Raw genomic sequence first — 26044 nt, 5'->3', positions numbered from 1 at the left:
GCAGACGAAAAGCGCCTACCGCCAGTCGCGGGCCCGCAGAGGCATCCCGGAGGTGCCAACCTCCGGGGTCTTCACCGCCAGCACCTGATTGACGCCGATCCGATTCCGCTCAAAGGCAAGGGCGGAGGCGGCCATGTAGAGCCGCCAAATCCGCGCACGCCCCGGCGAGGTCAACCGCTGCCCCTCCTTCCAATGAGCCTCAAGATTGGCGACCCACCGCCGCAGGGTGAGGGCATAGTGCTCGCGGATGGCCTCAACATCGCGCACCTCGAACCCGGCCCGCTCAAGAAGCCCGACGGTGGTTCCCAGGGGCGCCAACTCACCGTCAGGGAAGACGTACGCGTCAATGAACTCGTCCACCGAGTACGCCGACTCGTCGGCCTGCGGGCGCCGCGCGATCTGGTGGTTGAGCAGCCGTCCGCCCGATTTGAGGAGGGCGTGCAGATCGCGTGCGTACTCCAAGTAGCGCTCGGAGCCGACGTGTTCGGCCATACCGATGGAGGAGATGGCGTCGTACGGGCCGTCGCGCACATCGCGGTAGTCCTGGACGCGGATCTCGACCTTGTCGGTCAGGCCCTCCTCCGCGATGCGCTTCCTTGCGTACGCGGCCTGCTCCTGGGAGAGCGTGACGCCGACGACGGTGGCGCCGTGCTCGCGGGCCGCGTGGATCGCCATCGAGCCCCAGCCGCAGCCGACGTCGAGCAGCCGCATCCCGGGCTTGAGGGCGAGCTTGCGGGCGATGAGCTCCAGCTTGTCGCGCTGGGCGTCCTCCAGGGTGGAGGCTTCCTCTTCATCGGCCCCCCAGTATGCGCACGAGTAGACCATCGAGGGGCCGAGCACCAGCTCGTAGAAGTCGTTGCCCACGTCGTAGTGGTGGCTGATGGCCTGGCGGTCGCTGCCCTTGGTGTGCAGATGGAGCCGGCCGCGCCTGCGCATCTCCTCCTGCGGCGGGGACGGCGGCAGGAACGGCGCGGCCAGGGCGATCAGCGAGCGGGCGGCGGCGCGGAACTCGGGGTCGCGCAGGGACTCCCTGAGGCTCTTGGCGTCGTCGGCGCGCTCCCAGATGAACTCGGCGAGCGCGTCGAGCGCGGCGTACAGATCTCCTTCGACGTCCAGGTCCCCGGCCACCCAGGCGCGGGCCAGACCCAGTTCGCCCGGCTTCCACATCAGGTGGCGCAGGGCCCTGCGGCTGCGCACGACGAGGGCGGGCGCACCCGGCGGGCCCGCTTCCGAACCATCCCAGGCACGAATACGTACGGGGAGCGGGGCTCCCAGCAACTGTTCGGCAAGCTTCTTCAGCCGCGGTGCGGCGCTTGGCATGGTGCACACCTCCGTGATTCGGGATATCCCGGATAGGTTCAACACCACGTAAACACCAACGGAGCGCTCGCGCAGTCCCGTTGCGGCGTTACGGATCGGCAAAATACATGTAACCGCCACACATGACGGCCATGCATGAGGTCGCGGAAAAGACGGTCACGGAAATGCCGAAGGGGCCGCCCGCACCACGGATGGCGGGCGACCCCTTCGGGGTTGATCAATGACCGCAGGTCAGGAGGCCTTGGCCTTCTCCTCGGCCTTGGCGACCGGAGCCTCCGCGGCAGCGGCGGGCTTCGGCGCGGGCTTGGCGGCCTCGTAGAACTCCTCGCGCGGCGTCTCCATGGCGCCGAGCGAGACGACCTCGCGCTTGAGGAAGACCGCGAGAGTCCAGTCGGCGAGGACGCGGATCTTGCGGTTGAAGGTCGGCATGGCCATGCCGTGGTAGCCACGGTGCATGTACCAGGCGAGACGGCCCTTGAGCTTGATCTTCACCTTGCCCATGACGATCATCGCGACGCCCTTGTGCAGGCCGAGACCGGCGACCGCACCCTTGTTGGCGTGGCTGTACTCCTTCTGCGGGAAGCCCCGCATGCCGGAGATCACGTTGTCGCCGAGGACCTTCGCCTGACGCAGCGCGTGCTGGGCGTTCGGCGGGCACCAGGCGTTCTCGTTGCCGGCCTTGCGGCCCACGAGGTCCGGCACCTGGGCGTTGTCGCCCGCGGTCCAGATGTAGTCCGTGCCCTTGACCTGGAGGGTCGGCTCGGCGTCCACGTGGCCGCGCGGGCCAAGGGGCAGGCCGAAGCGGGCGAGCGCCGGGTTCGGCTTCACACCGGCGGTCCACACGATGGTGTTGGAGTCGACCTCGAGGCCGTTCTTGAGCACCACGTGGCCGTCGACGCAGGAGTCCATGGAGGTGGAGAGGTAGACCTCGACCCCACGGCCCTCCAGGTGCTCCTTGCCGTACTGACCCAGCTTCGGGCCGACCTCGGGAAGGATCTTGTCGGCGGCGTCGACCAGGATGAAGCGCATGTCCTCGCGCTTCACGCTGGTGTAGTACTTGGCCGCGTCGCGTGCCATGTCCTCGACCTCACCGATGGTCTCCGCGCCCGCGAAGCCACCGCCGACGAAGACGAAGGTCAGCGCCTTGCGGCGGACCTCCTCGTCCGTCGTGGAGTCAGCCTTGTCGAGCTGCTCGAGGACGTGGTTGCGCAGGCCGATGGCCTCCTCGATGCCCTTCATGCCGATGCCCTGCTCGGCGAGGCCGGGGATCGGGAAGGTGCGGGAGACCGCGCCCATCGCGATGACCAGGTAGTCGAAAGGCAGCTCGTACGCCTCGCCCACGAGGGGGGCGATCGTGGCGACCTTGCGGTCCTGGTCGATGGTGGTGACCCGGCCGGTCAGAACTTCCGCCTTGGGCAGCACGCGTCGCAGCGGGACGACGACGTGCCGAGGCGAAATGCTGCCGGCTGCGGCTTCGGGGAGGAAGGGCTGGTAGGTCATGTACGACCGGGGGTCGACGACCGTGACGGTCGCCTCTCCGTAGCGCATCTTCTTGAGGATGCGCCGAGCTGCGTACAGGCCTACGTACCCACCGCCTACTACGAGGATCCTGGGACGCTCCGTGGTGCTCATGCCATCGAGTATCCACCTGCCCGACAGGGGTCGCTCGTGCGCCCCTTCACAAGCATGGGTGCACCCTCTGCTACACTTCGCCGCCCACGTGACGCAGGCCATAGCCCCCCAGGGGAACCACGCCTCCACTCGAGACGTTCTGCACCCCTTGTGAGCTGCCACTCTGGCCCATTCCGCACAGTGGACCAGGCGGCCGCTTCACACTCCGGACACGCTCCCGAACCTTCACTGTCACGGGTCAAGAGGTCCTCGACGGGCACATTCAAGGGCTCAGAACCCAAGAACCTTGCCCAACCGAGGCCAATTCCTTGTGAAGAACTTCACGAAGTTTCCCGACAGGACGTCGCCGAGGGGCCCTCCGGGCCCCTCACCAGGCGCTCAGACGCCGCCGGAACCGCTCACGCGAGGGACCATCCGATCCCGTCGAGGATGTCGTGCTCACTGACGACGACCTCCCTGGCCCCCGTCCGGTCCATGATCGCCAACAGCACGAGAGCGCCCGAAACGATCACGTCGACGCGGCCCGGGTGCATCACCGGGATCGCGGCGCGCTCGTCGTGCGTCGACCCGGCGAGCCGCCCGACGATCTCGGCGACCTGCTCGTACGAGACACGGGAGTGGTGGATCGCCGCGGAGTCGTACGCGTCGAGGCCGAGCGCGATGGCCGCCACGGTGGTGACGGACCCCGCGAGGCCGACCAGGGTGCGGGCCTCGCGGATCGGGACCGTCTGCTCCGCGAGGTCGAGCGCGGCCTCGATGTCGGCGCGGACGGCGTCGAGCTCGGCGGGCGCCGGCGGGTCGCTGCGGATGTGCCGTTCCGTCAGGCGTACGCAGCCGATGTCGACGGAGCGGGCGGCGCGGGCGTGGTCCTCGCCGACCACGAACTCCGTGGAGCCGCCGCCGATGTCGACGACGAGGTAGGGCTTGGCTAGGTGGTCGGTGCCGGTCAGCTCCTTGGTCGCCCCCGTGAAGGAGAACTCGGCCTCCTGGTCGCCGCTGATGACCTCCGGCTCGACGCCGAGGATGTCCAGGACTCCGCGTACGAAGTCGTCGCGGTTCTCGGCGTCGCGGGATGCGGAGGTCGCGACGAAGCGGAGGCGCTCCGCTCCGTGGCGCTTGATCACCTCGGCGTACTCGTGGCAGGCCGCGAAGGTGCGGTCCAGTGCCTCGGGGGCGAGGCGGCCCGTCTTGTCCACGCCCTGGCCCAGGCGGACGATGGTCATCCGCCGGTCCAGGTCGACCAGTTCGCCGGTCGCGGGGTCGGCGTCTGCGACGAGCAGACGGATGGAGTTGGTACCGCAGTCAATCGCGGCGACGCGGGTCATGCGCGCTCTCCTGTCACGGGATGGGGGCTCAGCCCCCGAAGAAGGGCGGGTGGGTGGGGAGCAAGCCCGCCGCGAAGCGGCGGCGGGGTCAGCCCTGTTCCTCGGTCGTCGAAACGCACGCGCCCTTGCGCCACCACTCCGGGAGCATCGCGATGGCCTCGTCGCCCAGGGGGTTCACTCCGGGGCCCGCGGCCAGGGAGTGGCCGACCAGGACGTGCAGGCACTTCACGCGGTCCGGCATGCCGCCCGCGCTCGGGAAGCCCTCCAGGACCTCGATGGCGTCACGGCGCGCGATGTAGTCCTCGTGCGCCGCGCGGTACGCGGCGGCCAGCTCGGGGTCCGTCTTGAGGCGTTCCGACATCTCCTTCATGACGCCGTTCGCTTCCAGCGTGCCGATCGCGGACGCGGCGCGCGGGCACGTCAGGTAGTACGTCGTCGGGAACGGCGTCCCGTCCGGCAGGCGCGGCGCCGTCTCGACGACGTCCGGCTGCCCGCACGGGCAGCGGTGTGCGATGGCCCGCAGGCCGCGCGGCGGGCGGCCGAGCTGCTGCTTGAAGGCCTCGACGTCGGCGTCGGTGGGCTCGGTGCGCGGGGTGGTCGGCGGGGGCGTTTCCATGCCTGTCTTTCGTGTCCTTGGGTCAGTCGTCGGGGCGGTCGGCCTTGTCGACGCCGTCCCATACGTTCGAGTACCAGGGGCGCGTGGCCGCCCCCTGGTCGGCGCGGCGGTTCTCCGTCGCCGCGGGGTCGATCACCGTGAACCCGGTCTCGCCCGGCATCACGTAGTGCAGCCGGTCCCGGATGCGCTGCTCCGCGTACGCGTCGTCACGCCAGCGCGCCTTCTCGTCCTTCAGCTTCTCGACGTTCTCGCGGCGCTCGGCCTGCTCCCGGCGCTGATCGGCGATCTCGGCGCGCTGGGAGACGTACTGCCTTATCGGGTACGCGAGCGCGACGATGAGGGAGCAGAGCACAAGAGCGAGGAGGGCCGCCCGGCCGGTGAGCCGGGAGCGGCGGGCCTGGCGCTTGGTCTGGGAGCGGTAGACGCGCTCCGCGGTCTGCTCGCCGAGCAGCCGCAGCCTGGTCGCGGTGGAGAACCGGTCCCGGTCCTTCACGGCCATGTCCCCGCCTCCCGTTCACACGCGCGTACGTCCCCGCACACGGTACGGGACCGAGTACGGGGACGTACGTATCTACAGCGTGACTACGGCTCAGCCCTTGAAGCGGGGGAACGCCGAACGGCCGGCGTAGACCGCCGCGTCGTCCAGGATCTCCTCGATGCGCAGGAGCTGGTTGTACTTGGCGACGCGCTCGGAGCGGGCCGGGGCGCCGGTCTTGATCTGGCCGCAGTTGGTGGCGACGGCCAGGTCGGCGATGGTGACGTCCTCGGTCTCGCCGGAGCGGTGGGACATCATGCACTTGAAGCCGTTGCGCTGGGCCATCTCGACGGCGTCGAGCGTCTCGGTCAGCGAGCCGATCTGGTTGACCTTGACCAGCAGGGCGTTCGCGGACTTCTCCTCGATGCCGCGGGCCAGGCGCTCCGGGTTGGTGACGAACAGGTCGTCGCCCACGAGCTGGACCTTCTCGCCGAGCTTCTCGGTGATGACGTTCCAGCCGGCCCAGTCGTCCTCGAACAGCGGGTCCTCGATGGAGACCAGCGGGTACGCGGCGACGAGCTCCTCGTAGTACTCGGTCATCTCGGCGGCCGAGCGGGACTTGCCCTCGAACTCGTACTTGCCGTCCTTGTAGAACTCGGACGCGGCGACGTCGAGGGCGAGCGCGATCTGCTCGCCGGGGGTGTAACCGGCCTCCTTGATGGCCTCGAGGATGAGGTCGAGGGCGGCGCGGTTGGAGTCCAGGTTCGGGGCGAAGCCGCCCTCGTCGCCGAGGCCGGTGGCCAGGCCCTTGCTCTTCAGGACCTTCTTGAGGGTGTGGTAGACCTCGGTGCCCCAGCGCAGGGCCTCGGAGAAGGACTCGGCGCCGATCGGCGCGATCATGAACTCCTGGATGTCGACGTTCGAGTCGGCGTGCGACCCGCCGTTCAGGATGTTCATCATCGGGACGGGCAGCAGGTGCGCGTTCGGGCCACCGAGGTAGCGGAACAGCGGCAGGTCGCTGGCCTCGGATGCGGCGTGCGCGACGGCGAGGGAGACGCCGAGGATGGCGTTGGCGCCGAGCGAGCCCTTGTTGTCGGTGGCGTCCAGGTCGAACATGGCCTGGTCGATCAGGCGCTGCTCGGTGGCGTCGTACCCGACGAGCTCCGGGCCGATCTGCTCGATGACGGCGAGGACGGCCTTCTCCACGCCCTTGCCCTGGTAACGGTTGGGGTCACCGTCACGGAGTTCGATGGCCTCGAAAGCACCGGTGGACGCACCGGACGGAACGGCGGCACGACCCGTGCTGCCGTCGTCGAGGCCGACCTCGACCTCGACCGTGGGGTTGCCTCGGGAGTCCAGGATTTCCCGGGCTACGACGACGTCGATGGACGGCACGAGCATCTCCTTCTGGGATGTGACGCGGGTACGCGGGGCGTTGGCCTCGCGGACACGAGCCTAACCGGCTCCCGGACAAGAGCCAGCCGAGCGACCGCCCTGTGGACAAACCGAGAGCAAAAAGTTTCCGAACAAAACAAAGCCCCGCCCCGGTGCGTACGGGGGATACGCGCACCGGGGCAGGGAGCCCGTGGGGACGGGGGTCCCCCCCTCAGCAGCCGGGGGGGTAGCGCCCGAAGGGGCGCGGGGCTGTGACATGTGCGGCTCCGCCGCGTGGGCGCGACAAGCCACGACGCACCCGCAGTCATAAGGACCAGCGAGGCGCCCCCGCCAGAATTAGCTGAGGTGCAGCTGCTGACCCGGGTAGATCATGTCGGCGTTGTCGATGATGTCGCCGTTGAGCTTGTACACCTTGTGCCAGCCGCCCTTGACGTCCTTCTCCTCGGCGATCTTGGAGAGGGTGTCACCCTTCTTGACCTTGTACTCGCCGTCGCCCTTCTTGACCTTCTTGCCGGTCGGGGTCTCGACGGTCTTCTTGGACTCGGCCTTCGGGGCGGCCGGGGCGGCCTGCTTCGGGGCGGCCTCCTGCTTCGGCGCCTCGGTCTGGGCGCTCGGCTGGCTCTGCGGCTGCTCGGCCGGCTGCTGCTGCGGCGCGCTCTCCTCGGCGCCGCCACCGCTGTACGCGGCGCCCGAGAGGCCCACGCCACAGCTCGGCCAGGCACCCTTGCCCTGACCCGCGAGAACCTTCTCGCCGATCTCTATCTGCTGGGCCTTGGAGGCCTGGTCGGCGGTGGCCGCGTACTTCGTGCCGCCGTATGCGGCCCAGGTGGAGGCCGAGAACTGCAGGCCGCCGTAGTAGCCGTTGCCGGTGTTGATGGACCAGTTGCCGCCGGCCTCGCACTGGGCGACGGAGTCCCACTCGGAACCGGTGGCGGCGGAGGCCGAGCCGGCGGCCATCAGCGGGGCAGCGACCGCGACACCGGTGACGCCGGCGAGCGTGGCGACGCGGGTGGCCTTGGACGGACGACGGTGCTTGCCCTTGCTGGAAAACAGCATGAGTGATCCCCTCACCGACGCCTACGAGGTGAGCTGTCGGGTTCGGGCCGATGAAGTTGCCCGGCCGCGCTTCTCGAGCGCGACTTAACCCCTAGCCGGTCCCAACTCCGCTCGGCAGCTTCTTCGTTCTGCTGCTGTGCGGCCGGGCCCGGCGGAAACCTTGGGTCCCCCGCTCCTGCCTACGGCGCTTGACGCGACGACTGTTCCCGAACGGCCGTTGGCAGGACTAGGCGTACCGACCGGCGGGGCCCGCTGTGGCGAGCGGTCACGACCGTAGTCATGCGATCCGCCGAATTTCAAAGACGATCAGGGCTTCTGAGACCCATCTCTCACTTACGCCAAACCAGACATTCAGCGCGAAGCGACTGCCCGACTCTTCGTCAACTTCCCTTACTTTTCGCCCAAATCGAGGCTCTGACCGGGGAGGATGAGGTCGGGGTCGGTTCCGAGGGACTTCTTGTTCTCGGCGTAGAGCGCGCTCCATCCGCCCTGCACGCCGAGGTCGTCGGCGATGGTCCAGAGGTTGTCTCCGGAGCGGACCGTGTACGTCCCGTCGGCGCCGTCCTTCGCGCGGTCGTCGCCGCGCGACGCGTGCCGCCCCGAGCCGTCGCGGTCGCCGTTCTTGGCCTGCCCGTCGTCCGCGCTGTCGCCGCGGTGCCGGCCGGAGCCTTCGCCCGCGCCGGTGGAGGGGGTGGAGTTCGGGGAGTTCGGGGCGGGCGAAGTGGAATCGTTCTGCCCGGACTTGTCCGAATCACTACCGGAGTCGCCCGACTCGTCGTGATTCTTGTCTCGGGATTCGTCGCCGGAGTCGGCCTTTTCGGAGGGCTTCTCGGACGGCTTCCCCGAAGGCTCTTCGGTCGGCTTCTCCGAGGGCTTTTCGGTCGGCTCCTCGGAGGGCTCCTCAGACGGCTTCTCCGAGGGTTCGGCCGAGTCGCCCGAGTCACCCGACTCGCCCGCGTCGCCGGACCCGCTCGTGTCGGTCGGCTCGTCCGAGGGCACGGAGGTGATCGGAGCGCCCGGGTCGACGTCGGCGGGGGCGTCATCCTTGCTGAGTCCGGCGATCACTCCGCAGCTGGGCCAGGCGCCGGGACCCTGGTCGGCCAGGACCGTCTCGGCGACGGCTATCTGCTGCGAACGGCTGGCCTGGTCGGCGTAGGGGGCGTAGTCGAGACCGCCGTACTGCTCCCAGGTCTCCTGGGACATCTGGAGTCCGCCGTAGTAGCCGTTGCCCGGGTCCAGGCTCCAGGAGCCGCCGCTCTCGCACTCCGCGAGCTTGTCCCAGGTGGCGGTGTCCGCGGCGCTCGCGCTGGTGGCGCCGAGCAGCGGGATCGCGATGGCTGATCCGGTGACACCTGCCGCGACGATGAGGGCCGGGGCTTGGCGGGGGCGTCGGTGACGACCATTACCGGAGAGCATGCAAGTGCCTTTCAGAAGACTGCAGAGGCGACTGCGGCTGCTGCGACAGCGGATGCCGAGTCGTCGGTGAACGTAGCCGCAGTCGAACAGTTGTTACAAGTCGATGCAGCGGAGATCACGTGAAAGTCACAGTCTTGACGCACCGTCAGCTCAAGGGTGTCTCAGGTGCGCTTCTGTGCGGGTGTGAACTCCACCGGCAGCGTGCGCAGTCCGCGCATGATGAGCCCGCCTCGCCAGCGCAAATCACCCGGTTCCGCCGCGAGGCGCAGGTCAGGGAGGCGGCGTAGCAGGGTCGCGAGGGCGGCCTGACCTTCGAGCCGGGCGAGGGGTGCGCCGAGGCAATAGTGAATGCCGTGCCCGTATCCGAGGTGCTGGTTGTCGCGCCGGGAGAGGTCGAGCGTGTCGGGGTCCTCGAACCGCTCCGGGTCACGGTCGGCGGCTGCGAGTACGACGAGAACGGGGTCGCCCTGCGCGATGTCCTGCCCGCCGATGGTCAACGGCTCGGTGGCGAACCGCCAGGTGGCCAGCTCCACGGGCCCGTCGAAACGGAGGAGTTCCTCGATGCCGGTCTCAAGGAGCCCCATGTCCCCTCCCTTGAGGGACTCCTGGAGGCGCTCGCGCTGCTCGGGGTGGGTGAGGAGCGCGTAGGTCCCGTTCCCGATGAGATTGACGGTGGTCTCAAAACCGGCGAAGAGGAGAATGAAGGCCATTGCGGCGGCCTCGTTCTCGGTGAGGTGCTCGCCGTGGTCGGAGGCGCGGATGAGCCCCGAAATGAGGTCGTCGCCCGGTTCGAGGCGCTTGCGGTGGATGAGTTCGGCGAGATAGCCCCGCATCTTCTTCACGGAGCGCGCGACGCCGCCGCGCGGGCCGCCGCCGTGCCGGATCATCATGCCCGCCCAGTCACGGAAGTCGTCCTGGTCCTCGCGCGGGACGCCGAGCAGATCGCAAATGGCGTAGATGGGGAGAGGAAAGGCGAAGTCGTGAATGAGGTCGGCCTCCCCCTTCTCCGCGAACCGGTCGATGAGGTGGTCGGTCAGCTCCTGCACGCGGGGCGCGAACTCGGCGACGCGGCGGGGGGTGAAGGCCTTCGACACGAGGCGGCGGAGCCGGGTGTGGTCCGGCGGGTCGATGTTGAGCAGATGCGTCATCAGATTGGCGCTGCGCTCGCCCGGGATGCCGGTCTTGCTCTTGGCGTGGGCGGGTTCGTCGTGATGTGCCGGATTCTTGCTGAGCCGCTGATCGGCGAGGGCCTGCTTGGCATCGACGTACCGGGTGACCAGCCAGGCCTCCACGCCACTGGGCAGCGCGGTCCGGTGCACGGGTGAGTTCTCACGCAGCCAGGCGTAGGCGGGGTACGGGTCGGTGGCGAACTCCCAGGTGAAGAGTTCCGGCTGCGGGGCGGCGGCTCCTGCGGGGCAGGCGGCGGGCGGCTGGTCGTGCATGGGGTCGACGGTATCCCTAGGCAGGGCCCGGCTCCTGGCCGGTCGGGCGGAGGAGGCCTTTGAGGCGTTGTCCGGCCATGGGGTCGCCGTCGGCCTTGGCGATGCGGAAGTAGTGGACCGCGAGGTGCTGGTGGACCTGCCCGAGGAGGGCGGCCGTCCCGGGCTCGCCCGCGTCGGCGGCGGCCGTGAGATGAGGAACCGCTTCCGCGTAGGCGACGCGGATGGCCAGGAGGCGGCCCAGCGCACCGGCGGCGCGGGTGCTTCCGAGATCCGCGGCCTTGCGGTACCAGTCCTCGGCGGCCGCCGTGTCGCCTTCGTCCTCGGCAAGGAGGCCGAGCCACCCCATGGCGGGGGCGTCCCCGTTCGCGGCCTGGGGGGTGAGGGTCAGCCGGAAGGCGGCCACAAAGCCGTCCAGTTCGGCCACGTCGTGGGGCTGAAGATCGCGGTACGCACGGACCCACACCTTGTCCGGCACCGGCCCCGTCCCGGGTGAGCGGGCCGTGTCCGCGATCAGGGAGCCGTACGCCCGCCAGGTGCCCGGCCACTCGCCCGGTACGAGCAGTCCGGTCACTCCGTGCCGGGGCTCGGTGGCCCAGGCGAGCGCCTCCTCGAGGCTCTCGCTGCCGGCGTCGGCCGCCTCAAGGCCGTACTCCTCCTGGACCTGGCTCAGCAGCTTCGGTGTGACGCCCCGGGTGAGCCCGCACCGCGCGAGATCGATCGCGGCGCGCACGAGGAGGTGCCCCAGCGGATTCCTGCGGGCCGCCCTGCGCCACTCGTCCCACAGCTCCGGGCCGACCGCCAAGTACTCGGTGACGCCCCGTTCTCCGCGCCACCGCGCGGCGTCCACGAGGCGCGGGTCAGCTGCCTCCGCGAGCCGCGCCAGCTCCGGTTCGCTCCAGCGGGAGTTCAGCTGGACCGTGCCCGCGCCGCTCAGGACGCGGGACGCCGGGCCGCCGCCGAAGCGGTGGATGTCGTACGCCTCGTCGCTCATCGTGGCGAGGACGAGCACGCCCTCGTGGGCGAGTTGGGCGAGGAGGCCCGCGGTCAGGCCGTGTTCACCGAGGTGGCCCTCCAGGTCGTCGAGCCACACCACATACGTCTGTGTGCGGTCGCGGCCCTGCAGCTGGGCCGGGATGTCGCGCAGGTCCGTCCCGGGGTGCGGGGTGTGGACCCGGGCGCCGTCGCCGACGCTCCGGTGGAGCAGCGCCCAGGCCGCCGTCATCGTCTTGCCCGACAGCGGCTCCCCCGTGACCACGACCAGGCCGCCCCCCTCCAGTGCGCCCGGGATCAGGGTGTTCAGCTCGTCGTCGCAGTCCCGGGCGACGTACGGCGGCAGGGCGGACTCGTCGCCGAACCGGCGCACGGGCCGCACGCCCAGCGCGGTCCGCCGCAGCTGGTCGGCGCGGGGCCAGCTGTCCGCGAGGGCGTGGGCCCGCGGGGTGCCGTAATGGTTGTGCTGCACGCCGATGGCCGGGGCGCTGAAGTTCCCCCTGCTGAAGTCGATGTGGTCCTGCGATGCGGCATGGTGGTGAAGGGTGACCGCACCGAGGGAACCGGACTGGACAAGGCCGCCGGAGACGAATTCAGCGGACACGGCGTTGCGGACGAGCGAGGGCCCAGAGACGGGCGGCGAGGCTTCGACCATCCGCTGTTCGCAGACCTCGCACCAGTCGGCGTCCCTCGGAAGGTGGCCGTCCGGGCAAGTGGAGAGGCCACGCCCATGGTCCGGCTCCAGCCTGAACTCGGCCACGATCGCCTGGACTTCAGGGATCGTCTCCGGCTGTTCTCGCATGAGGCGGCTCAGCCGGACGCGCCATTCCAGCGAGACCCGAGCCGCTGTCGTCCTGTCCCCGTCGAGCCGCTCGGCTCTGGACTCGGTCAGCCTCGACTCCCAGGCCACGCGCCCCGCCATCTGGAACAACAACGTGAAGCGCGCCCGCACCACTTCCCAGCGATCGGAGCCCATCGCGTCGATGATCGCCCGCCGCCCCGAAGCCGCCAGTTCCTCCAACTCCGGTTCCACGCAAGCCCCTATGCGTCGACGACAGCCCTACCGCAACGGTACTAACGCCCCGCCCTCCGTCTACTCCGTCTGCCCCGTCTCCTCCTCCAGCACGTCCGTCCCCGCCCGCAGCGTGTTCAGGTACGTCACCGCCTCCATGTGCCCCGCCTCGGCGCCCTTGGTCAGCCAGTGCCGGGCGCGGTCCCGGTGCAGCTTGCCCAGCGTGACGTATGCGTCCTCCATGCCCGCCTCCGCGGCGATCTCCAGGTAGTGGATCGCCTCCGCCTTGGCGCCGCGGTTGGCGAGGATCTGGCCCAGGGCGTTGCAGGAACGGAGGTCGCCGAGGTCGGCCGCCTTACGGTGCCAGCTCTCCGCCTCGACCACGTCGCCCTCCCGGTGCGCGAGGGCGCCGAGCCCGTACATGGCAGTCAGGTCCCGGCCGTCGGCGCGCGGAAGCATGACGGCGCGGAACGACGCGACGACAGTGTCGGTGTCGAGCCCGTGAGTGCGTGCTCCGGCCACCGCCTCACCCCACACCATGTCCGGCACCGGCTCCGTCTCGGGCCACCGGACGGCGTCCGCGACGAGTGAGCCGTACGCCCGCCAGGTGTCCGGCTGCTCACCGCGCACGAGAAGTCCGGTAACCCCGTTCCGAGGTTCGGCCGCCCAGGCCAGGGCCCAATCGAAGTCCTCGTCCGTGAGGTCCAGTTCGCCGTACTTCGCACACGTTCCCCGTAGCAGGACCTGCGGGATGTCAGCCGTGATCCCGCACCGGGCGAGGTCGACGGCCGCGCGCACCACGAGGTGCCCGAGGGGGTTGCCCTGCCGGGCCCTGCGCCATTTGTCCCACAGCTCCGGGCCCAGCACGAGGAACTGGGTGATGCCGCTTTCGCCGCGCCACTCACGGGCGTCCGCCAGGCGGGGGTCGTCGAACAGCGCGAGTCGCGTCAGTTCCGTCTCGCTCCAGTCGTGGCTCAACTGGACGGTGCCCGCGCCGCCGAGGACCCGGGACGTGGGGCCGCCGCCGAACCGGTGGGTGTCGTAGTCACCGTCGTTCATCGTGGCGACGACGAGGATCCGCTCGTGGACGAGCTGCGCCAGCAGGCCCGCGGTGAGGCCGTGTTCACCGAGGTGGTCCGCCAGGTCGTCGAGCCAGACGACGTACGTGCCTTCGCGGTCGCGGCCCCGGAGCTGGGCCGGCAGGTCCCGCAGGTCGGTGCCCCGTGGGGCGACGTGAACCCTGGCGTCGTCGCGCACGGCCCTGCGGAGTGCCGCCCAGGCCGTCCTGGTCTTGCCGGAGAGCGGCTGGCCCGTGACGACGACGAGGCCGCCGTTGAGCAGGGCGCTCCGCACCAGACCGCTGAGTTCGGCGTCGCAGTCCCTGGTGACGTACGGCGGCACGGTCGGCTCGCCGGCGAGCCGCCGCGTGGGGTGAACGCCCATGGCCAGGCGGCGGAGCCGGGTGATACGGGGCCAGTCGGCGGCTGCCGACTGGGCCGTCGGCGACACTGCTCCGTAGTGGTTGTGCTGGACGCCGATGGCGGGGCCGTTGAAGGTGCCGTCGCGGAAGTCGATGTGGTCCTGGGCGGTGCCGGGGGCGGCGTTGACGGTGAGCGAGTCGATACGGCCCGACTGGAGAACCACGCCGTCCGTGACGCCGCCCGACACGGTGTTGCACACCTGCGGGCTGCCGTCCGCGAGCGGGGCGAACTCGGCCACGATGCTGCGGAGTTCAGCCGCTGCCTTCGGGTTCTCGCGCAGGAGACGGGTCAGCTGCGCGTGCGCCTCGTCCTCCGCTTCGATCCTCTCCTCCGGGTCGCCGGCGAGCAGCTCCGCCCGGGTCTCGTCGAGCTGGTCCGCCTCCTCCTCGCGGGCCCTCCCGTACAGGCGCACGATGCGGTCCCGCATGGCGGCCCACGCGTCCGTCGCCATCGCCTGCACGAGCGCCGTACTCCCAGCAGACGCCAGCGCCGCCAACTCCGCGTCCATACAGCCAAGCCCCCCGCCGCTACAACTCGCCCTGAAGCAAAGGTACTAAGCCCCCGCCCTCTCAGCGGCCCGAACCGCATCCCGGTAAGCCCGCGCGGCAACCCGCAGCGCCGCCTCCGGATCAACCCCGTCCGCCTCGGCCCGCAGGGCCAGGGCAAGCAGCTCATAGCCGACGCCCTCCCCAGGAGGCACCGCCACCTCAAGCCCCGCGGTCCGCACCCGCGAGGCCAGCTTGGCGGCCAGCGCCAACCCCGGCTGGCCCAGCGGGATGCCCTCCGTCACCGATGAGCGCTGCTTCTCCTCCGCCTTCGTGCGCAGCCAGTGCGCCTTGACGTCCTCGGGGGTGTCCGCCGAGTCGTCGCCGAAGACATGCGGGTGGCGGTGGATCAGTTTCTCGACGATGCCGCCCGCCACGTCGTCCACGGAGAAGGGGGACTCCGGGTCCTCCTCGGCGATACGGGCGTGGAAGACCACCTGGAGCAGGACGTCCCCGAGCTCCTCCAGGAGCTCGTCCCTGTCACCCTCCTCGATCGCCTCCACCAGCTCGTACGCCTCCTCGATCGCGTACTTCGCCAGGCCCTGGTGCGTCTGCTGGGACGACCAGGGGCATTCGCCCCGGATCTGGTCCATGACCTGCACCAGGTCCAGGAGCCGCGCGCCCGGCAGGTCGTACGACGCCGGGAGCAGCTCCAGGTCGGGCATCGTGATCCGGCCCGATCCCGCGAGGCGGGCCAGGCCGTCCGTCAGGGGGCGGTCGCCCTCGGCCGTGGCGATGACCAGGACCGTGCGGCCGCCGGCGCAGGCGTCCACCAGTTCCTGGGCCGTGGGCGACGCCTGCTCCACGCGCACGCCCGCCTCGCGCAGATACGGCAGCTGCGGATGCGTCGCGTCGGCGCACAGGACCGCGTCCGCCCCGTGCAGGGCCTGCCAGGCGGGCCAGGAGAGCAGGCCGGGGGCCACCCGGTGGCTGGTGGTGAGGAGGATGACGCGGCCGGGGGCGTCGGCCGGGGGCGTGGTTTCGTTCACCCGTCGAACGTAACCCACGCCACTGACAGCCCCCTCCTCACGCCTTGACGGGCTCCGCTCACACCTGCTCGGGCCCCGCCGCCCCGTCCCCGGACACATCGCGCACCCACGGCGTCTTGGTGTCGGCGCGCTTGGACTTCTCGACGTCCCACGTGCCGTACCGCGGGTTCAGGTCGATGTCCAGCTTCTTGGAGGCGGCGGACAGTGCCTTCCAGAAGGCCGCCTGGCCCTCGGGGGAGTTCATGTCCGCGCCCAGGGTCTTCGCCAGCTTCTGCGCCTCGATCTCCGTACGGAGGCTGTCCTCCAGGCGGGACGGGGCGACGCTGTACTGCTGCAGCCAGCCCTGTTCGAGGGCCTTCTTGCCGCCCGCCTGCTGTTCGAGGCCGGCTCTCATCGTCTGGATCTCGCGGCGGGACACGTCCACGCCCGCGTCGGTCGCCGCCTGGTGCAGGACCTTGTCCAGGACCATCGTGTGCAGCGTGCTGCGGGTGAGGCCGCCGGACTTGGCGATGGCCTGCTCGTACTGCTGGTCGTCCGGGACGGCGGCGCGCTGCGCGTCGCGCACCTCGTTCACCCGGCCCTCCAGCTGCGCCACCGTGATGCGGTCGTCGCCCACGACGGCCGCGGCACCGGGGTGGGCTTCGCTGCCGCAGGCGGTCAGGAGCGGGGCCGCGGCGATGGCGGCTACGGAGAGGGCGAGCGCGGTGCGACGGCGGCGGTGCAAGTGAGCCTCCCGGTCGAGAGATTGTGCGACGGTGCACAAAGTCTTGCGGTGATCGATGTTAGGCAGTGGCCGGTCTATCGGCCACCTATTCGACCAACGATTCCGCAAGAGTTCGGGCACCCACGCCCGTCAGCCCGTCACTACCCGCGCACTTGTCCGAGCCACTGCAACGTACGCCGGATCTCCGCCGGGAACGGATGACCGACCCCGTGCATCCGCTCGGCGTCCAGGAGCAGCCGCGCCAGGGTGTCGTGCGCGGCGGGGCGGTCGCCGAGGGCGAGCAGCAGGTGGCCGATGCGGCGGCGGATCTCCAGGGGGCGTTCGCGGTCGTCGGAGGCGTAGCGGTTCTCGTAGTACGGGAGGAGCGCGCGGTACTCGGCGAGGGCAGCCGCCGGTTCGCCGAGCTGCTCAAGGCACTGCGCCGCCTCGTAGCGGAACTGGAGGGAGTGCGGGTCGGCCTGGCCCGACTCGGCGGCGCGTTCGTCGGCGAGGCGGCGCAGTTCGGGCAGGGCGCGGCGGTACTGGCCGTCGTCCATCAGCGTCGCCGCGTACTGCTTGCGCAGGGAGCGGACCACCGGGGAGTGCTCGCCGTGCTTGGCGGCGGCCGCGGGCAGGATCGAGCCGAGGATGTCGACCGCCTGCGTGATGCGGCCCTCGCCGAGCAGCCGCTTGACCTCGTCGACCGCGTGCACGACGTCCGTCTGGCTGCCGGGACTGCCGTGGCCCTGGCGCTGGTCGGGCCGGTCCGGCTGGATGGCGGGGGCCGACGCCGGTGTCGCCGCGCGGTCGGGCCACGGGGCCTGCGGGCGCAGGAAGGGGCGGGTGGGGTCGAGCGGGCCGCCGGTGGGGATGGAGCGCGCGGGGAGCAGCGGGGCCAGTTCCTCGTAGACCTCCTGGGCGCTGCCGTGGCGGTGCTGGGGATCCTTGGCGAGGAGTCGCAGGACCAGGTTCTCCAGGGCCTCGGGGACCTCGGCGCGCAGCCGGCGGACCGGGAGCGGCGGTTCGTAGAGGTGGCGGTGGAGCACGCCGAGCGCGGTGGAGCCGGAGAACGGGACGTCGCCGCTGAGGAGTTCGTGGAGGAGGACGCCCAGGGCGTAAAGGTCGGTGTACGGGCCCACCGCGCCGCCCATCGCCTGCTCGGGGGCCATGTACGCGGGGCTGCCGATGGGGGAGCCGGTGTGGGTGAGGCGGGTGGTGTCGGTGTCCATCACCGAGGCGATGCCCAGGTCGAGGATGGAGACCGTGCCGTCCTGCTTGACCATCACGTTCCGCGGCTTCAGGTCGCGGTGCACGATCGGCACGGCGTGCACCGCGGAGAGCACGGCGCACAGCTGCGCGGCGATCGCGACGGCCCACTGCCACGGGTAGGGGTCGTGTTCGGCGAGGTGGTCGCCGAGGTCGGCCCCGTCGACGTACTGCATGACGAGGTAGAGGTCCTCGCCCTCGGTGCCCGCGTCATGGACGGTGACAAGGCCCGGGTGGTCGACCTGTGCGGTGACGCGGCACTCGCGCACGAAGCGGCGGCGCAGCTCCTCGGCCTCGGCGCCCGCGACCCGGTCGGGGCGCAGGAGCTTGACCGCGACGCGGCGGTCGAGGCGTTGGTCGTACGCCGTCCAGACCTGGCCCATGCCGCCCTGGCCGATGAGCGTGGAGAGTTCGTAGCGTCCGGCTACGACGCGGCCCCCGATCCCCAGTGTCACGGTCAGCTGCCGCCTTCCTGCTTGCGCAGGTAGTCACTGAGCTCGTCGAGCTCGGCCTGTACTTGGTGGATGCGGGCCGGTGCGGGACGCGTGGGCGGCGGCGGTGTCTGCTGGGCCGGCGGCTGGTGCAGCTGCGTGGGCTGGAGGTGGACGGGGGCGGGACCCTGCTGCTGCGGATAGCCGTAGGCGGTCTGCGGCTGCTGCGGTACGTAGCCCGTGAACTGCGGTCGGCGGTACGGGCTGAAGTGGCGTATGTCCGCGAACAGGTAGTAGGCGACGGCCGCCACCAGCGTGCTCAGGAGGATCACCATGCCCGCGTTGCCCGGGCCCTGGAACTCGTCGGCGCCCGGGTCGACGCCGATCAGCACGACCGCCGTCACGTCGAGCGCGGCCACGATCCCGAACAGGACCCAGTCGTAGGACTTGCGGGTCACGATCGCGAGCCGCAGCAGCGCGCCCCACGCCGCCAGGCCGCACGTCACGACGGCGAGGACCACGAACAGCACGCGCAGCGTCACATGGGTGCCGCCGGAGGGCGGCGGCGGTTGCTGCGGCGCGTAGCCGTGGCCGTGCATGGCTGCTCCTGGTGCCTGATGCAGCCGTACGTGCCCACGGGCGAACGCACGGCCGGAAGTCGAAATACGAACGGATGCAGATTCGAGCGTATAGGCCGACAAGGAGAACCGGTCCCGGGTTGTACCGAACCGTTGCCGTACTGGTCACGTCCTGATCGCGGCCCGGTCCGGAACCTGGTCGCCTCACTCCGGCGGAAGCGTCCCGTCCGTCAGCCCGTCGTGCAGCCCCCGCACCAACTGCTCGCCCAGGCGGCCCGCGAGACGCAGGCTGTCCTCGAAGGCGGCGAGCGCGCGGAACCGCTCTCCGTAGCCGTGCTGTCCGTCGAGCGGCAGGCGGGGCACCTGGAGGCGGCGGACGTCGAGCCGGGCGGCGGTGGAGGCGTAGCTGCTGGCCTGGCGGTTGTTGGCGGTGCCGCGCAGGAATCCGGCGAGGAACCAGGGGTCGATGGCGGCCGGGTCGGGCCGCAGGAGGGTGAGGCCGCGGCCGAGCACGGCGCCCGCCGTCGCCTCGTCGACGACGCGGGCTGCGGTGCCGCCGCCGGACACCGGGATGACGACATCGCCGGTCTCGGTCACCACGGAGTCGCCGCCGACGCCCGTCTGGTCCTCCAGCTGGTCCGCCGCTCCGGAGGGTGCCGTTCCGGCGAGCACGTCGTGCTCGGTGAGCACCGGGACGCCGGGTGCGCCCGAGCCGGTCCCGGTACGCAGCAACAGGGCTCCCCCGCGGGCGAGTTCACCGACCGTGATGAGCGGCCACCGGACGGCATCGGCGGGCTCGGCCTGCGGCGGCAGCAGGTCGGCGGTCCGCCGCACCGCGTCGCCGAGCCGTTCGCGCACCGCCGTCAGCTGCTCGGCGCCGCCGCCCGCCGCCGGTGGCGGCAGGCGCCGGGCGGGGGCCAGGTCGACCTCGTCGTCGAGGAGTTCGAGCACCGGCACGGCGCGGGCGATGCCGGGCCGTTCGTCGAGGGTGCCGTGCCTCTCGAAGTGGCGCCAGACGTCGAGGACGGCGTCCTGCACGGGGCGCCAGGCCTGCCGGTCCCTGCCGTCGGCGGCGGCGAGCCCCGCCGTCTCGACCAGGAGCAGCTCGGGCGAGGCCGGTGTGTTCGGCACGGGGCGGCTCAGGACCCAGATGTGCAGCGGAATGTTGTACGGGGGCGCGGCGCCCGCGGGCAGCGCGATCACGGCGCGCAGGGCCCCGCGGCGCAGGAGATCGGCACGCACCCTGCGCCCCGATCGGCGGGACGCGGCGGCCGGCGGCATCAGGAGGACGGCGGTGCCGCCGTCCTTGACGCGGGCCAACGCGTGCTGGACCCAGGCGAGTTCGGACTCCGTGCGGGCCGGGAAGCCGTACTCCCATCGGGGGTCGTAGGCCAGTTCGTCGTGCCCCCAGTTGCGTTCGTTGAACGGCGGGTGGCACAGCACGGCGTCGGCCCGCTCGTCGGCGAAGGCGTCCGCGCGCAGGGTGTCGGCGGCGGCGCCGCGCACGGTGGCGTCGGAGTGCAGGGCGAGCCTGAGCGCGGTGAGGGCGGCGAGTTCGGGGGCGGCGTCCTGCCCGTACAGGCGCTGTTCGGGGCGGGGCGGGACGGCGCGCAGCAGGGCTCCGGTGCCACAGGCCGGGTCGAGGACGGTCCGCGCGGGGGCTGTGTTCGCGGCGAGCTCGGCGAGTGCGGCCATCAGCTCGGCGGGGCCTGCCGGAGTGAGCGTGTACTGGCGGGGGTTGGCGTCGATGTGCCGGCCGAGCAGGAACTCGTACGCCTGCCGTGCGCCCAGCTCGGCGGCGAGTTCCGCGGCGCCCCTCAACAGCGGGACGGAGGGCAGCAGTTCGGCGGCCCGCGGGATGCGCACGGCTCCAGGCCCGCCCCCGAAGCGCGGGGCGACGACTCCTTCCAGCTCCCCCGGGAGCAGCTCCGCCATCCGCTCGTCCGACACCGCGCTGACCTTGAGCCAGCCGGGATGACGATCGCGTACGAGAAGCAGGGCGCATCCCGCGTGCAGCAGGGCGGCGACCGGGCCCGCCGGGTGTCCCGCGAGCTGCTGCCAGACCTTCTCCCGGAGCGGGACCTCGCCGAGTTTGCCCTGGGTGCGCAGCCACTCCTCGACCGCGGTGAGCGCGAAGGAGGGGCTGGTCTCGGTGCCGCCGACGGGCTTGGGGAAGTCGGCGTGCCTGCGGCGCCAGTTGCTGACGGCGGCGCGGCCGACCCCGGCGAGCCGGGCGATCCCGGCGGCGGTCACCTCTGTCGCGTTGTCCCGCACCGAACCGGCTCCCCTCAGTCCCCTGCCCCACCGCGCGTGGTCGCGTCGCGGCGCTGTGGCGCCGAGCATACCCGTGCATGCAGAACCGCCCGCTTCACGGCGTTAACCCACCATCCACTCAATCTCATGTTGACTCGGTTCACAGGCTCTGCTGAGATGGCGTCAGCACTTTGACGAGCTCCTGTGGGGGGACCATGCATCGCACCACTTTTGTCGCCGTCTGCCTGGCCGCAGCGGCGACGACCGTCGGCCTGACGGCCTGCGGCACCGAATCCGGCAACGCCGGGGACAAGGCCGGGGACAAGACCGAGAAGGCCGAGCCCAAGGGTCCCTTCGCCGGGATGTCCGGCGCCGAGATCGCCGAGAAGGCCGTCGAGACGACCTCCGACGCCAAGTCGCTCCGCATCGCGGGCAAGGTCACGGACGAGGAGACCGGCCTTGGCTCGCTGGACATGGCCCTCGACACCGGTGGCAAGTGCGCGGGCACGATCGGCACGACCGACGAGGGCTCGATCGAGCTGATCATCCCGGGCGACACCGTCTACATGAAGTACGACGAGAAGTTCCTGCGCGCACAGGGCAAGGGTGAGCCCGCCGCCGACACCCAGGCAGCCGTGGACATGCTCGCGGACCGCTGGGTGAAGACGAAGGCGACAAGCTCCGACGCGAAGGACATCGCCGGGTTCTGTGACCTGGACGTCCTGCTCGCCGACTTCCGGGACGTCAACTCCGCGGCGCGCAGGGGCGGCACGACCACGGTCGACGGCACCCCGGCGATCAAACTCACCGAGAACGACGGCAAGGAGAAGTACACGCTCTACGTCGCCACGGAGGGCAAGCCGTATCTGCTGAAGGTCGACCAGACGACCGGCGGGAAGCCCGAGTCCCTGACCTTCAGCGACTACGACAAGCCCGTGAAGACGACGCCGCCCACCGGCGACGTCCTCGACCTGGACGAGCTGGCGGGCTGAGCCTCACAGCACGTGCCGCACCCACACGTTGGGCTCGACGTACACCGCGTACCCGCGCTCGGGCTCGCAGTGCACCGGCACAAGGGCGCCCGGCACCTGGACCGTGCCTGCCGTGTCGAACGGCAGCCCCGTCCACGCCCGCCACTGGGCGGTCGACCCGGACACCGTCATCGACGCGTGCGCCACCTTCTCGATGGTGCCGCCGGCGCGGACGTGCACCCGCAGCCACGGGTCGGCGGGCAGCCCGTCGTCCCGCTTGCGCTGCGCGTACGTGTCGATCTGCGCGGCCGGTTCGAGGTGCTTGGCGTTCGGGCGGACCGGGGCGACGACCTCGGAGAAGCCACGCGAGCGGGCGTTCTCGCGCATCGCGGCGAGCATCCGCCCCGAGACGCCGTGACCGAGGTACTCCTTGGCCACGGTGATCTCGATCGCGCTCACCGTGTCGGGCTTCCTGCCATGCCGCAGGTCGGAGAACGCCCACAGCATGACCTGGTCCCAGCCGCCGTCCGGCAGCTCGCCGCGGCCGTCGGCACGCAGCGCGAACGGCACGCTGAACGCCTTGGCCACGACCGCGCCGCCCTCGTCCGTGGCGACCAGGACGTACTCGGGAAGGTCCTTGACGATCCGCCCGATCATCGACCAGGCGATCGGGTCGTTCCCGATGAACTCCGGCCAGGTGTCCTCCATCTGCCAGAGGGGCGCCGCGAGTTCGGGGCGCTCGGCCAGGGTCGTGATCTTCAGGTCCATGCGGTGGAACCTAGCGGGCATCGGCCGGTCTGTTAAGTGGGTTTATTCCGGCGCGGCGCCTGCAGGTTCGTCGTGGCTGGTCGCGCCCACGCGGCGGAGCCGCACATGTCACAGCCCCGCGCCCCTTCAGGGCGCCTCCGGCAACGCTCGCGGCGCCTCCTCAGCGCGCGTGGAAGCGCCCCGGTGCCGTCGTCGGATTGCCGCCGGACGGCAGCTTCTCCTCGGGGCAGTCCGAGAGGACCCGCTTCATCGCGTCGCGCTCGGCGCCCGTCACCCACACCCCGTACTTCTTCTTCACCGCGACCTGCCGGGCCACGTACGCGCACCGGTAGCCCTTGTCGGGCGGCAGCCAGGTGGCCGTGTCGCCGTCGCCCTTGCCCCGGTTGGGGCCCGCGTCGACGGCGAGGAGGTTGAGCGGATCGTTGGCGAAGGCGATGCGCTTGCTCGGCTCCCAGCCGCCCGCGCCCTTCTGCCAGGCGTCCGAGAGGGCGACGAGATGGTCGATGTCGACCTTGCTCCGGCCGCGTACGAAGCTGACGTCCTTGCCGGTGTACGGGTCGGGCGCGAGCGTCCCCGAGGCCACGTCGCAGTCACCGCCGTCCCGGAACTTCACGTCCTCCAGGTCGCGCTTGAGTATGTCGTCCCGGGTGCCGCAGCCGTTGGAGTCCGTGTCGGCCCAGGCGCTGCCGAACCGCTCCCGTTCGTAACCCGTCCTGGGCGCACGGCCCTTGACGGTGAGCGAGTCGACGGCGGCAAGCGCCGAGCCGGCCCTGGCGTCGGGGCCCGACGATCCGCCTTCGCCCTTCTCATCGGGGGTGCAGCCGGTGACGACGAGGAGCGCGAGCAGCGCGGTGGCCTGGATCCGGGTGGTACGGGTGGTGCGTGGGCTCACCGGGCGGCCACCGTGGCGCCGAGTGCGAGGGTGCCGGGGGTCACGACGTCCGCGTACACGCCGATGCACATGCCGCGCGTGGCGGTGAGGGTCTTCAGGACGCGGTTGTCGGCGGGCAGGCCGCGCTGGGCCTGGGTGGTCATCACGCAGCGCTCGATGCGCTCGGTGACCCGCAGCCGCAGCTCACCGCCGAAGTCGATCTCCCGGCCGACCCACTCCTCCTCCACCCACGGCTCGTCGGTCTCGACCACGATGTTCTTGCGCAGTCTGCGTACGTCGACGGGGTCGGCGTCGCCGAGCAGCTCGCCGAGCGCGCGCAGCGACGCGGTGCCGACGATCGAGACGGCGGCCGCGTCCTGATGACTGACGTCGCTCTCGCGCGCCAACTCCACGCCGGCGCCGAAGAGTTCCGCGGTCCGTGGATCACCGGGCCGCAACGTTTCTCCGTCCGGCGTGGTGACGACGGGACCCTCGTCGTCGTACGCGGCGACATGCTCCAGGAGCCCCGGCGTGCGCCGGAACCGCCGGCTGTTCTTGCCGCTCCCCAGCTTCCCGTCCTCGTAGCGCAGGGCCCACAGCCGGTCCCCGACCACACCGCGCTCGTCGAAGACGAGTCGCTCGTGCGCCTGACCCAGCATCGATTTCACCGGAAAACAGACGAGCCCCACAACGGCGCCGTGCACCATGCCGCTTCCCCTCCCCTGAGCCGAATCTCGGCCTCCGTCACGCTCCATCACGGCAACGGTAACGCGCGCGGGCAAGGGGCGGGGGCACCTGTGGCCACTTACACGCCGCCGATTCCCGGCGTCCGCGCCGCCCCTGGCGCCGCATTACCTCGGACGTAATCGCGCCCGTCCGGCTCTCCCGGCACCATCGTCAGCACACCGCAACGAACCGCCGACCGCGAGGAGTTCGACATGACCGCCGAGAACGCCGAGACCACCGCCGACGCCACCCGCGCCGCCGTCCAGGCCTTCCTCGGCCACCGGCTCGCGGGCGACACCGAGGGTCTCACCGCCCTCTTCGCCGACGAGGTCGACTGGCTGCTCGCCGAGAACCCGGCCGTGCCGTGGATCCGGCCGCGGACCACCGGCGCCCAGTGCGCCGCGCAGGCCGACGAGATGGCCGAACACGTGATCCCGGAGAAGGGCGGCGCCACCATGGACGCGCTGATCGTCGAGGGCACCGACGCCGTCATCTTCGGCAGGCTCTGGGGCACCGTACGCAGCACGGGCAAGTCCTTCGAGGGGCCGTTCGCCCTGCGCCTCACCGTCGAGGACGGGCGCATCACCCGCCACCACCTCTACGAGAACAGCCTGTCGATCGCCGAGGCCTGCACCCCCTGACCGCCCGCCGCACTTGACCTTGCCCCTAGCGGCAGGGTCCGACCATCACCGTCATGAGCCACCAAGAACCGCAGGACCACATCACCCGAACCGTGCTCGTCACCGGGGGCGGTACCGGCATCGGACGCGCCACCGCGCTCGCCTTCGCCGCCGAGGGAGCGCGGGTCGTCGTCGTGGGGCGGCGGGCCGAGCCACTCCACGAGACGGCGGCCGAGGGAGGCGGTCTCATCACGCCGCTCGTCGCCGACATCACCGCCGAAGGCGGACCCGAGCACATCGTCCGTACCGTCCTCGAGACCCACGGACGCCTGGACGTCCTGGTCAACAACGCCGGAGTCGTCCGCACCGCGAGCCTGGGCACCTACACCCGCGAGGTCATCGACCTCCGGCTCGCCACCAACCTCGTCGCCCGGCCCGGCGTGACCATGGCCGTTCCTCAGACCCGGACCGGATCAAGCTTCCAGCCGAGCGTTGCCGCGTAGGCCGTGAGGTCCTCGGGATCGGAGGTCACGACCGTGTCCGTGTGGTGCAGGACTGCTGTGAGGACCACCAGCGCATCGACTGCGTCGGGCTTCTTCTTCGGCGGCAGAACCGCCCGGCCGAGCATCCACCCCGCGCGCCGGTAGTCATCCTCGGCATAGCTCGCCAGGACCCGGCACTGCTTGAGGAACTCGGCCAGTCGGTACTGGCGCGCCCCGCCCCGCCACACCTGCGTCAGCACAGGTCCGGGCACCACCGGCGTGACCCCGGCGGCCCGCCAAGCCGTGTGCAGATACCGCAAGTCCGCGCTGCCTCGCTCCACGGCGATCAGCGCACCACTGTCGTAGACGACATGCGCCGTCATGTGCTGCGCCGCACCTTGCCGAGGAACCGCTCGAGCACCACATCCAGCTCGGCCTTGCGCTCGCTGGTCAGCGGCTCCGGCTCAGGCCAGATGGCCGCGTCCGCCGCCGCATACGCCGCGTTGGTCGCCGCGTCCGCGTCGCGGAACACCGACGCTATGGCCTCGTCCTGCTCGACCGAGGCGAGCACTCTCGACTCGATGTACGCAGACACCGTCATCCCGGCCTGCTTGGCAGCCTGGCGCAGCCGCTCGGCGTCTTCGGGGTCGATGGTGAACGTCACGCGGGTCTTCGTCACAC

General features: G+C 71.0%; 23 protein-coding genes, 1 pseudogene and 1 riboswitch. Of the genes and pseudogenes, 3 read left to right on the top strand and 21 right to left on the bottom strand.

What is annotated here, in order from left to right:
* Positions 1–15: 15 nt before the first annotated feature.
* The 16 genes from AB0G47_RS18395 to AB0G47_RS18320 all read right to left on the bottom strand — a co-directional run bounded on the left by AB0G47_RS18395 (position 16) and on the right by AB0G47_RS18320 (position 20946).
* Positions 16–1320 carry a cyclopropane-fatty-acyl-phospholipid synthase family protein gene (locus tag AB0G47_RS18395; RefSeq protein ID WP_360770567.1) on the bottom strand — a complete coding sequence of 435 codons (1305 nt, stop codon included), beginning with the start codon at positions 1318–1320 and terminating at the stop codon, positions 16–18.
* Positions 1321–1551: 231 nt separating this feature from the next.
* Positions 1552–2952: an NAD(P)/FAD-dependent oxidoreductase gene (locus AB0G47_RS18390; RefSeq protein ID WP_266866083.1), complete on the bottom strand. Its 1401-nt coding sequence runs from the start codon at positions 2950–2952 to the stop codon at positions 1552–1554.
* Positions 2953–3350: 398 nt separating this feature from the next.
* A complete protein-coding gene (locus AB0G47_RS18385; protein WP_360770564.1) occupies positions 3351–4277 on the bottom strand; it encodes a Ppx/GppA phosphatase family protein in 927 nt (308 codons plus the stop codon).
* 88 nt (positions 4278–4365) lie between these two features.
* Positions 4366–4893: a DUF501 domain-containing protein gene (locus AB0G47_RS18380; RefSeq protein WP_266866079.1), complete on the bottom strand. Its 528-nt coding sequence runs from the start codon at positions 4891–4893 to the stop codon at positions 4366–4368.
* 22 nt (positions 4894–4915) lie between these two features.
* Positions 4916–5392 carry a septum formation initiator family protein gene (locus tag AB0G47_RS18375; RefSeq protein WP_360770561.1) on the bottom strand — a complete coding sequence of 159 codons (477 nt, stop codon included), beginning with the start codon at positions 5390–5392 and terminating at the stop codon, positions 4916–4918.
* Between the two features lie 90 nt (positions 5393–5482).
* The gene (gene eno, locus AB0G47_RS18370) at positions 5483–6763 is read right to left on the bottom strand and encodes a phosphopyruvate hydratase (protein ID WP_360770558.1); all 1281 of its coding nucleotides are present in this window, start codon (positions 6761–6763) and stop codon (positions 5483–5485) included.
* A 336-nt stretch (positions 6764–7099) separates the two neighbouring features.
* Positions 7100–7819: a transglycosylase family protein gene (locus AB0G47_RS18365; protein WP_360770555.1), complete on the bottom strand. Its 720-nt coding sequence runs from the start codon at positions 7817–7819 to the stop codon at positions 7100–7102.
* Between the two features lie 3 nt (positions 7820–7822).
* Positions 7823–8016: riboswitch (cyclic di-AMP (ydaO/yuaA leader) on the bottom strand.
* A gap of 193 nt (positions 8017–8209) precedes the next feature.
* Positions 8210–9235, bottom strand: a complete 1026-nt coding sequence (locus AB0G47_RS18360) for a transglycosylase family protein (protein WP_360770553.1) — start codon at positions 9233–9235, stop codon at positions 8210–8212.
* Between the two features lie 161 nt (positions 9236–9396).
* Positions 9397–10677: a cytochrome P450 gene (locus AB0G47_RS18355; RefSeq protein ID WP_360770550.1), complete on the bottom strand. Its 1281-nt coding sequence runs from the start codon at positions 10675–10677 to the stop codon at positions 9397–9399.
* A gap of 16 nt (positions 10678–10693) precedes the next feature.
* The gene (locus AB0G47_RS18350; RefSeq protein WP_360770547.1) at positions 10694–12700 is read right to left on the bottom strand and encodes a sel1 repeat family protein; all 2007 of its coding nucleotides are present in this window, start codon (positions 12698–12700) and stop codon (positions 10694–10696) included.
* Positions 12701–12760: 60 nt separating this feature from the next.
* Positions 12761–14668, bottom strand: a complete 1908-nt coding sequence (locus AB0G47_RS18345) for a hypothetical protein (RefSeq protein ID WP_360770544.1) — start codon at positions 14666–14668, stop codon at positions 12761–12763.
* Positions 14669–14713: 45 nt separating this feature from the next.
* Positions 14714–15694: a nucleoside triphosphate pyrophosphohydrolase gene (locus tag AB0G47_RS18340; RefSeq protein WP_360770541.1), complete on the bottom strand. Its 981-nt coding sequence runs from the start codon at positions 15692–15694 to the stop codon at positions 14714–14716.
* A gap of 58 nt (positions 15695–15752) precedes the next feature.
* On the bottom strand, positions 15753–16418 hold the full coding sequence (locus tag AB0G47_RS18335; RefSeq protein ID WP_360770539.1) for a SurA N-terminal domain-containing protein: 666 nt from the start codon (positions 16416–16418) through the stop codon (positions 15753–15755).
* A 140-nt stretch (positions 16419–16558) separates the two neighbouring features.
* Positions 16559–18118, bottom strand: coding sequence for a serine/threonine-protein kinase (locus AB0G47_RS18330; protein WP_360770536.1), 1560 nt, complete (start codon positions 18116–18118; stop codon positions 16559–16561).
* A gap of 2 nt (positions 18119–18120) precedes the next feature.
* Positions 18121–18693, bottom strand: a complete 573-nt coding sequence (locus AB0G47_RS18325) for a hypothetical protein (protein ID WP_360770534.1) — start codon at positions 18691–18693, stop codon at positions 18121–18123.
* A 183-nt stretch (positions 18694–18876) separates the two neighbouring features.
* Positions 18877–20946 carry an N-6 DNA methylase gene (locus AB0G47_RS18320; protein WP_360770531.1) on the bottom strand — a complete coding sequence of 690 codons (2070 nt, stop codon included), beginning with the start codon at positions 20944–20946 and terminating at the stop codon, positions 18877–18879.
* Positions 20947–21140: 194 nt separating this feature from the next.
* Between AB0G47_RS18320 and AB0G47_RS18315 the strand changes: the two genes are divergently transcribed.
* On the top strand, positions 21141–21917 hold the full coding sequence (locus AB0G47_RS18315; RefSeq protein ID WP_360770528.1) for a hypothetical protein: 777 nt from the start codon (positions 21141–21143) through the stop codon (positions 21915–21917).
* A 3-nt stretch (positions 21918–21920) separates the two neighbouring features.
* On the opposite strand, the gene AB0G47_RS18310 is transcribed toward AB0G47_RS18315, so the two are convergent.
* The 3 genes from AB0G47_RS18310 to AB0G47_RS18300 form a co-directional block, all read right to left on the bottom strand.
* Positions 21921–22664 (bottom strand): N-acetyltransferase, encoded by a 744-nt coding sequence (locus tag AB0G47_RS18310; RefSeq protein WP_360770525.1) that lies wholly within the window; start codon positions 22662–22664, stop codon positions 21921–21923.
* A 160-nt stretch (positions 22665–22824) separates the two neighbouring features.
* A complete protein-coding gene (locus tag AB0G47_RS18305) occupies positions 22825–23511 on the bottom strand; it encodes an HNH endonuclease family protein (protein WP_360770860.1) in 687 nt (228 codons plus the stop codon).
* A 41-nt stretch (positions 23512–23552) separates the two neighbouring features.
* Positions 23553–24242 carry an MOSC domain-containing protein gene (locus tag AB0G47_RS18300; protein WP_360770522.1) on the bottom strand — a complete coding sequence of 230 codons (690 nt, stop codon included), beginning with the start codon at positions 24240–24242 and terminating at the stop codon, positions 23553–23555.
* Positions 24243–24473: 231 nt separating this feature from the next.
* On the opposite strand from AB0G47_RS18300, the gene AB0G47_RS18295 reads away from it, so the two are divergent.
* A complete protein-coding gene (locus AB0G47_RS18295; RefSeq protein WP_360770518.1) occupies positions 24474–24902 on the top strand; it encodes a nuclear transport factor 2 family protein in 429 nt (142 codons plus the stop codon).
* A gap of 53 nt (positions 24903–24955) precedes the next feature.
* A pseudogene (locus AB0G47_RS18290) lies at positions 24956–25312 on the top strand (SDR family oxidoreductase); the annotation flags it as partial.
* Between the two features lie 26 nt (positions 25313–25338).
* On the opposite strand, the gene AB0G47_RS18285 reads toward AB0G47_RS18290, so the two are convergent.
* Positions 25339–25746, bottom strand: coding sequence for a hypothetical protein (locus AB0G47_RS18285; protein WP_360770515.1), 408 nt, complete (start codon positions 25744–25746; stop codon positions 25339–25341).
* Positions 25743–26042 carry a ribbon-helix-helix domain-containing protein gene (locus AB0G47_RS18280; protein ID WP_360770512.1) on the bottom strand — a complete coding sequence of 100 codons (300 nt, stop codon included), beginning with the start codon at positions 26040–26042 and terminating at the stop codon, positions 25743–25745. Before AB0G47_RS18280 ends, AB0G47_RS18285 begins: the two co-directional genes overlap by 4 nt.
* Positions 26043–26044 lie beyond the last annotated feature (2 nt).

Origin of the sequence: Streptomyces sp. NPDC021622, assembly GCF_040640795.1 — a bacterium.
GTDB lineage: Bacteria > Actinomycetota > Actinomycetes > Streptomycetales > Streptomycetaceae > Streptomyces.
This window is presented reverse-complemented; position numbering and strand designations above follow the sequence as displayed.

Coding starts and splice junctions, on each gene's coding strand:
- AB0G47_RS18300 (WP_360770522.1), bottom strand. CDS start 24,242: ATGGTGCACGGCGCCGTTGTGGGGCTCGTCTGTTTTCCGGTGAAATCG.
- AB0G47_RS18380 (WP_266866079.1), bottom strand. CDS start 4,893: ATGGAAACGCCCCCGCCGACCACCCCGCGCACCGAGCCCACCGACGCC.
- AB0G47_RS18385 (WP_360770564.1), bottom strand. CDS start 4,277: ATGACCCGCGTCGCCGCGATTGACTGCGGTACCAACTCCATCCGTCTG.
- AB0G47_RS18360 (WP_360770553.1), bottom strand. CDS start 9,235: ATGCTCTCCGGTAATGGTCGTCACCGACGCCCCCGCCAAGCCCCGGCC.
- AB0G47_RS18395 (WP_360770567.1), bottom strand. CDS start 1,320: ATGCCAAGCGCCGCACCGCGGCTGAAGAAGCTTGCCGAACAGTTGCTG.
- AB0G47_RS18345 (WP_360770544.1), bottom strand. CDS start 14,668: ATGGACGCGGAGTTGGCGGCGCTGGCGTCTGCTGGGAGTACGGCGCTC.
- AB0G47_RS18355 (WP_360770550.1), bottom strand. CDS start 10,677: ATGCACGACCAGCCGCCCGCCGCCTGCCCCGCAGGAGCCGCCGCCCCG.
- AB0G47_RS18315 (WP_360770528.1), top strand. CDS start 21,141: ATGCATCGCACCACTTTTGTCGCCGTCTGCCTGGCCGCAGCGGCGACG.
- AB0G47_RS18325 (WP_360770534.1), bottom strand. CDS start 18,693: ATGCACGGCCACGGCTACGCGCCGCAGCAACCGCCGCCGCCCTCCGGC.
- AB0G47_RS18310 (WP_360770525.1), bottom strand. CDS start 22,664: ATGGACCTGAAGATCACGACCCTGGCCGAGCGCCCCGAACTCGCGGCG.
- AB0G47_RS18365 (WP_360770555.1), bottom strand. CDS start 7,819: ATGCTGTTTTCCAGCAAGGGCAAGCACCGTCGTCCGTCCAAGGCCACC.
- AB0G47_RS18285 (WP_360770515.1), bottom strand. CDS start 25,746: ATGACGGCGCATGTCGTCTACGACAGTGGTGCGCTGATCGCCGTGGAG.
- AB0G47_RS18375 (WP_360770561.1), bottom strand. CDS start 5,392: ATGGCCGTGAAGGACCGGGACCGGTTCTCCACCGCGACCAGGCTGCGG.
- AB0G47_RS18295 (WP_360770518.1), top strand. CDS start 24,474: ATGACCGCCGAGAACGCCGAGACCACCGCCGACGCCACCCGCGCCGCC.
- AB0G47_RS18390 (WP_266866083.1), bottom strand. CDS start 2,952: ATGAGCACCACGGAGCGTCCCAGGATCCTCGTAGTAGGCGGTGGGTAC.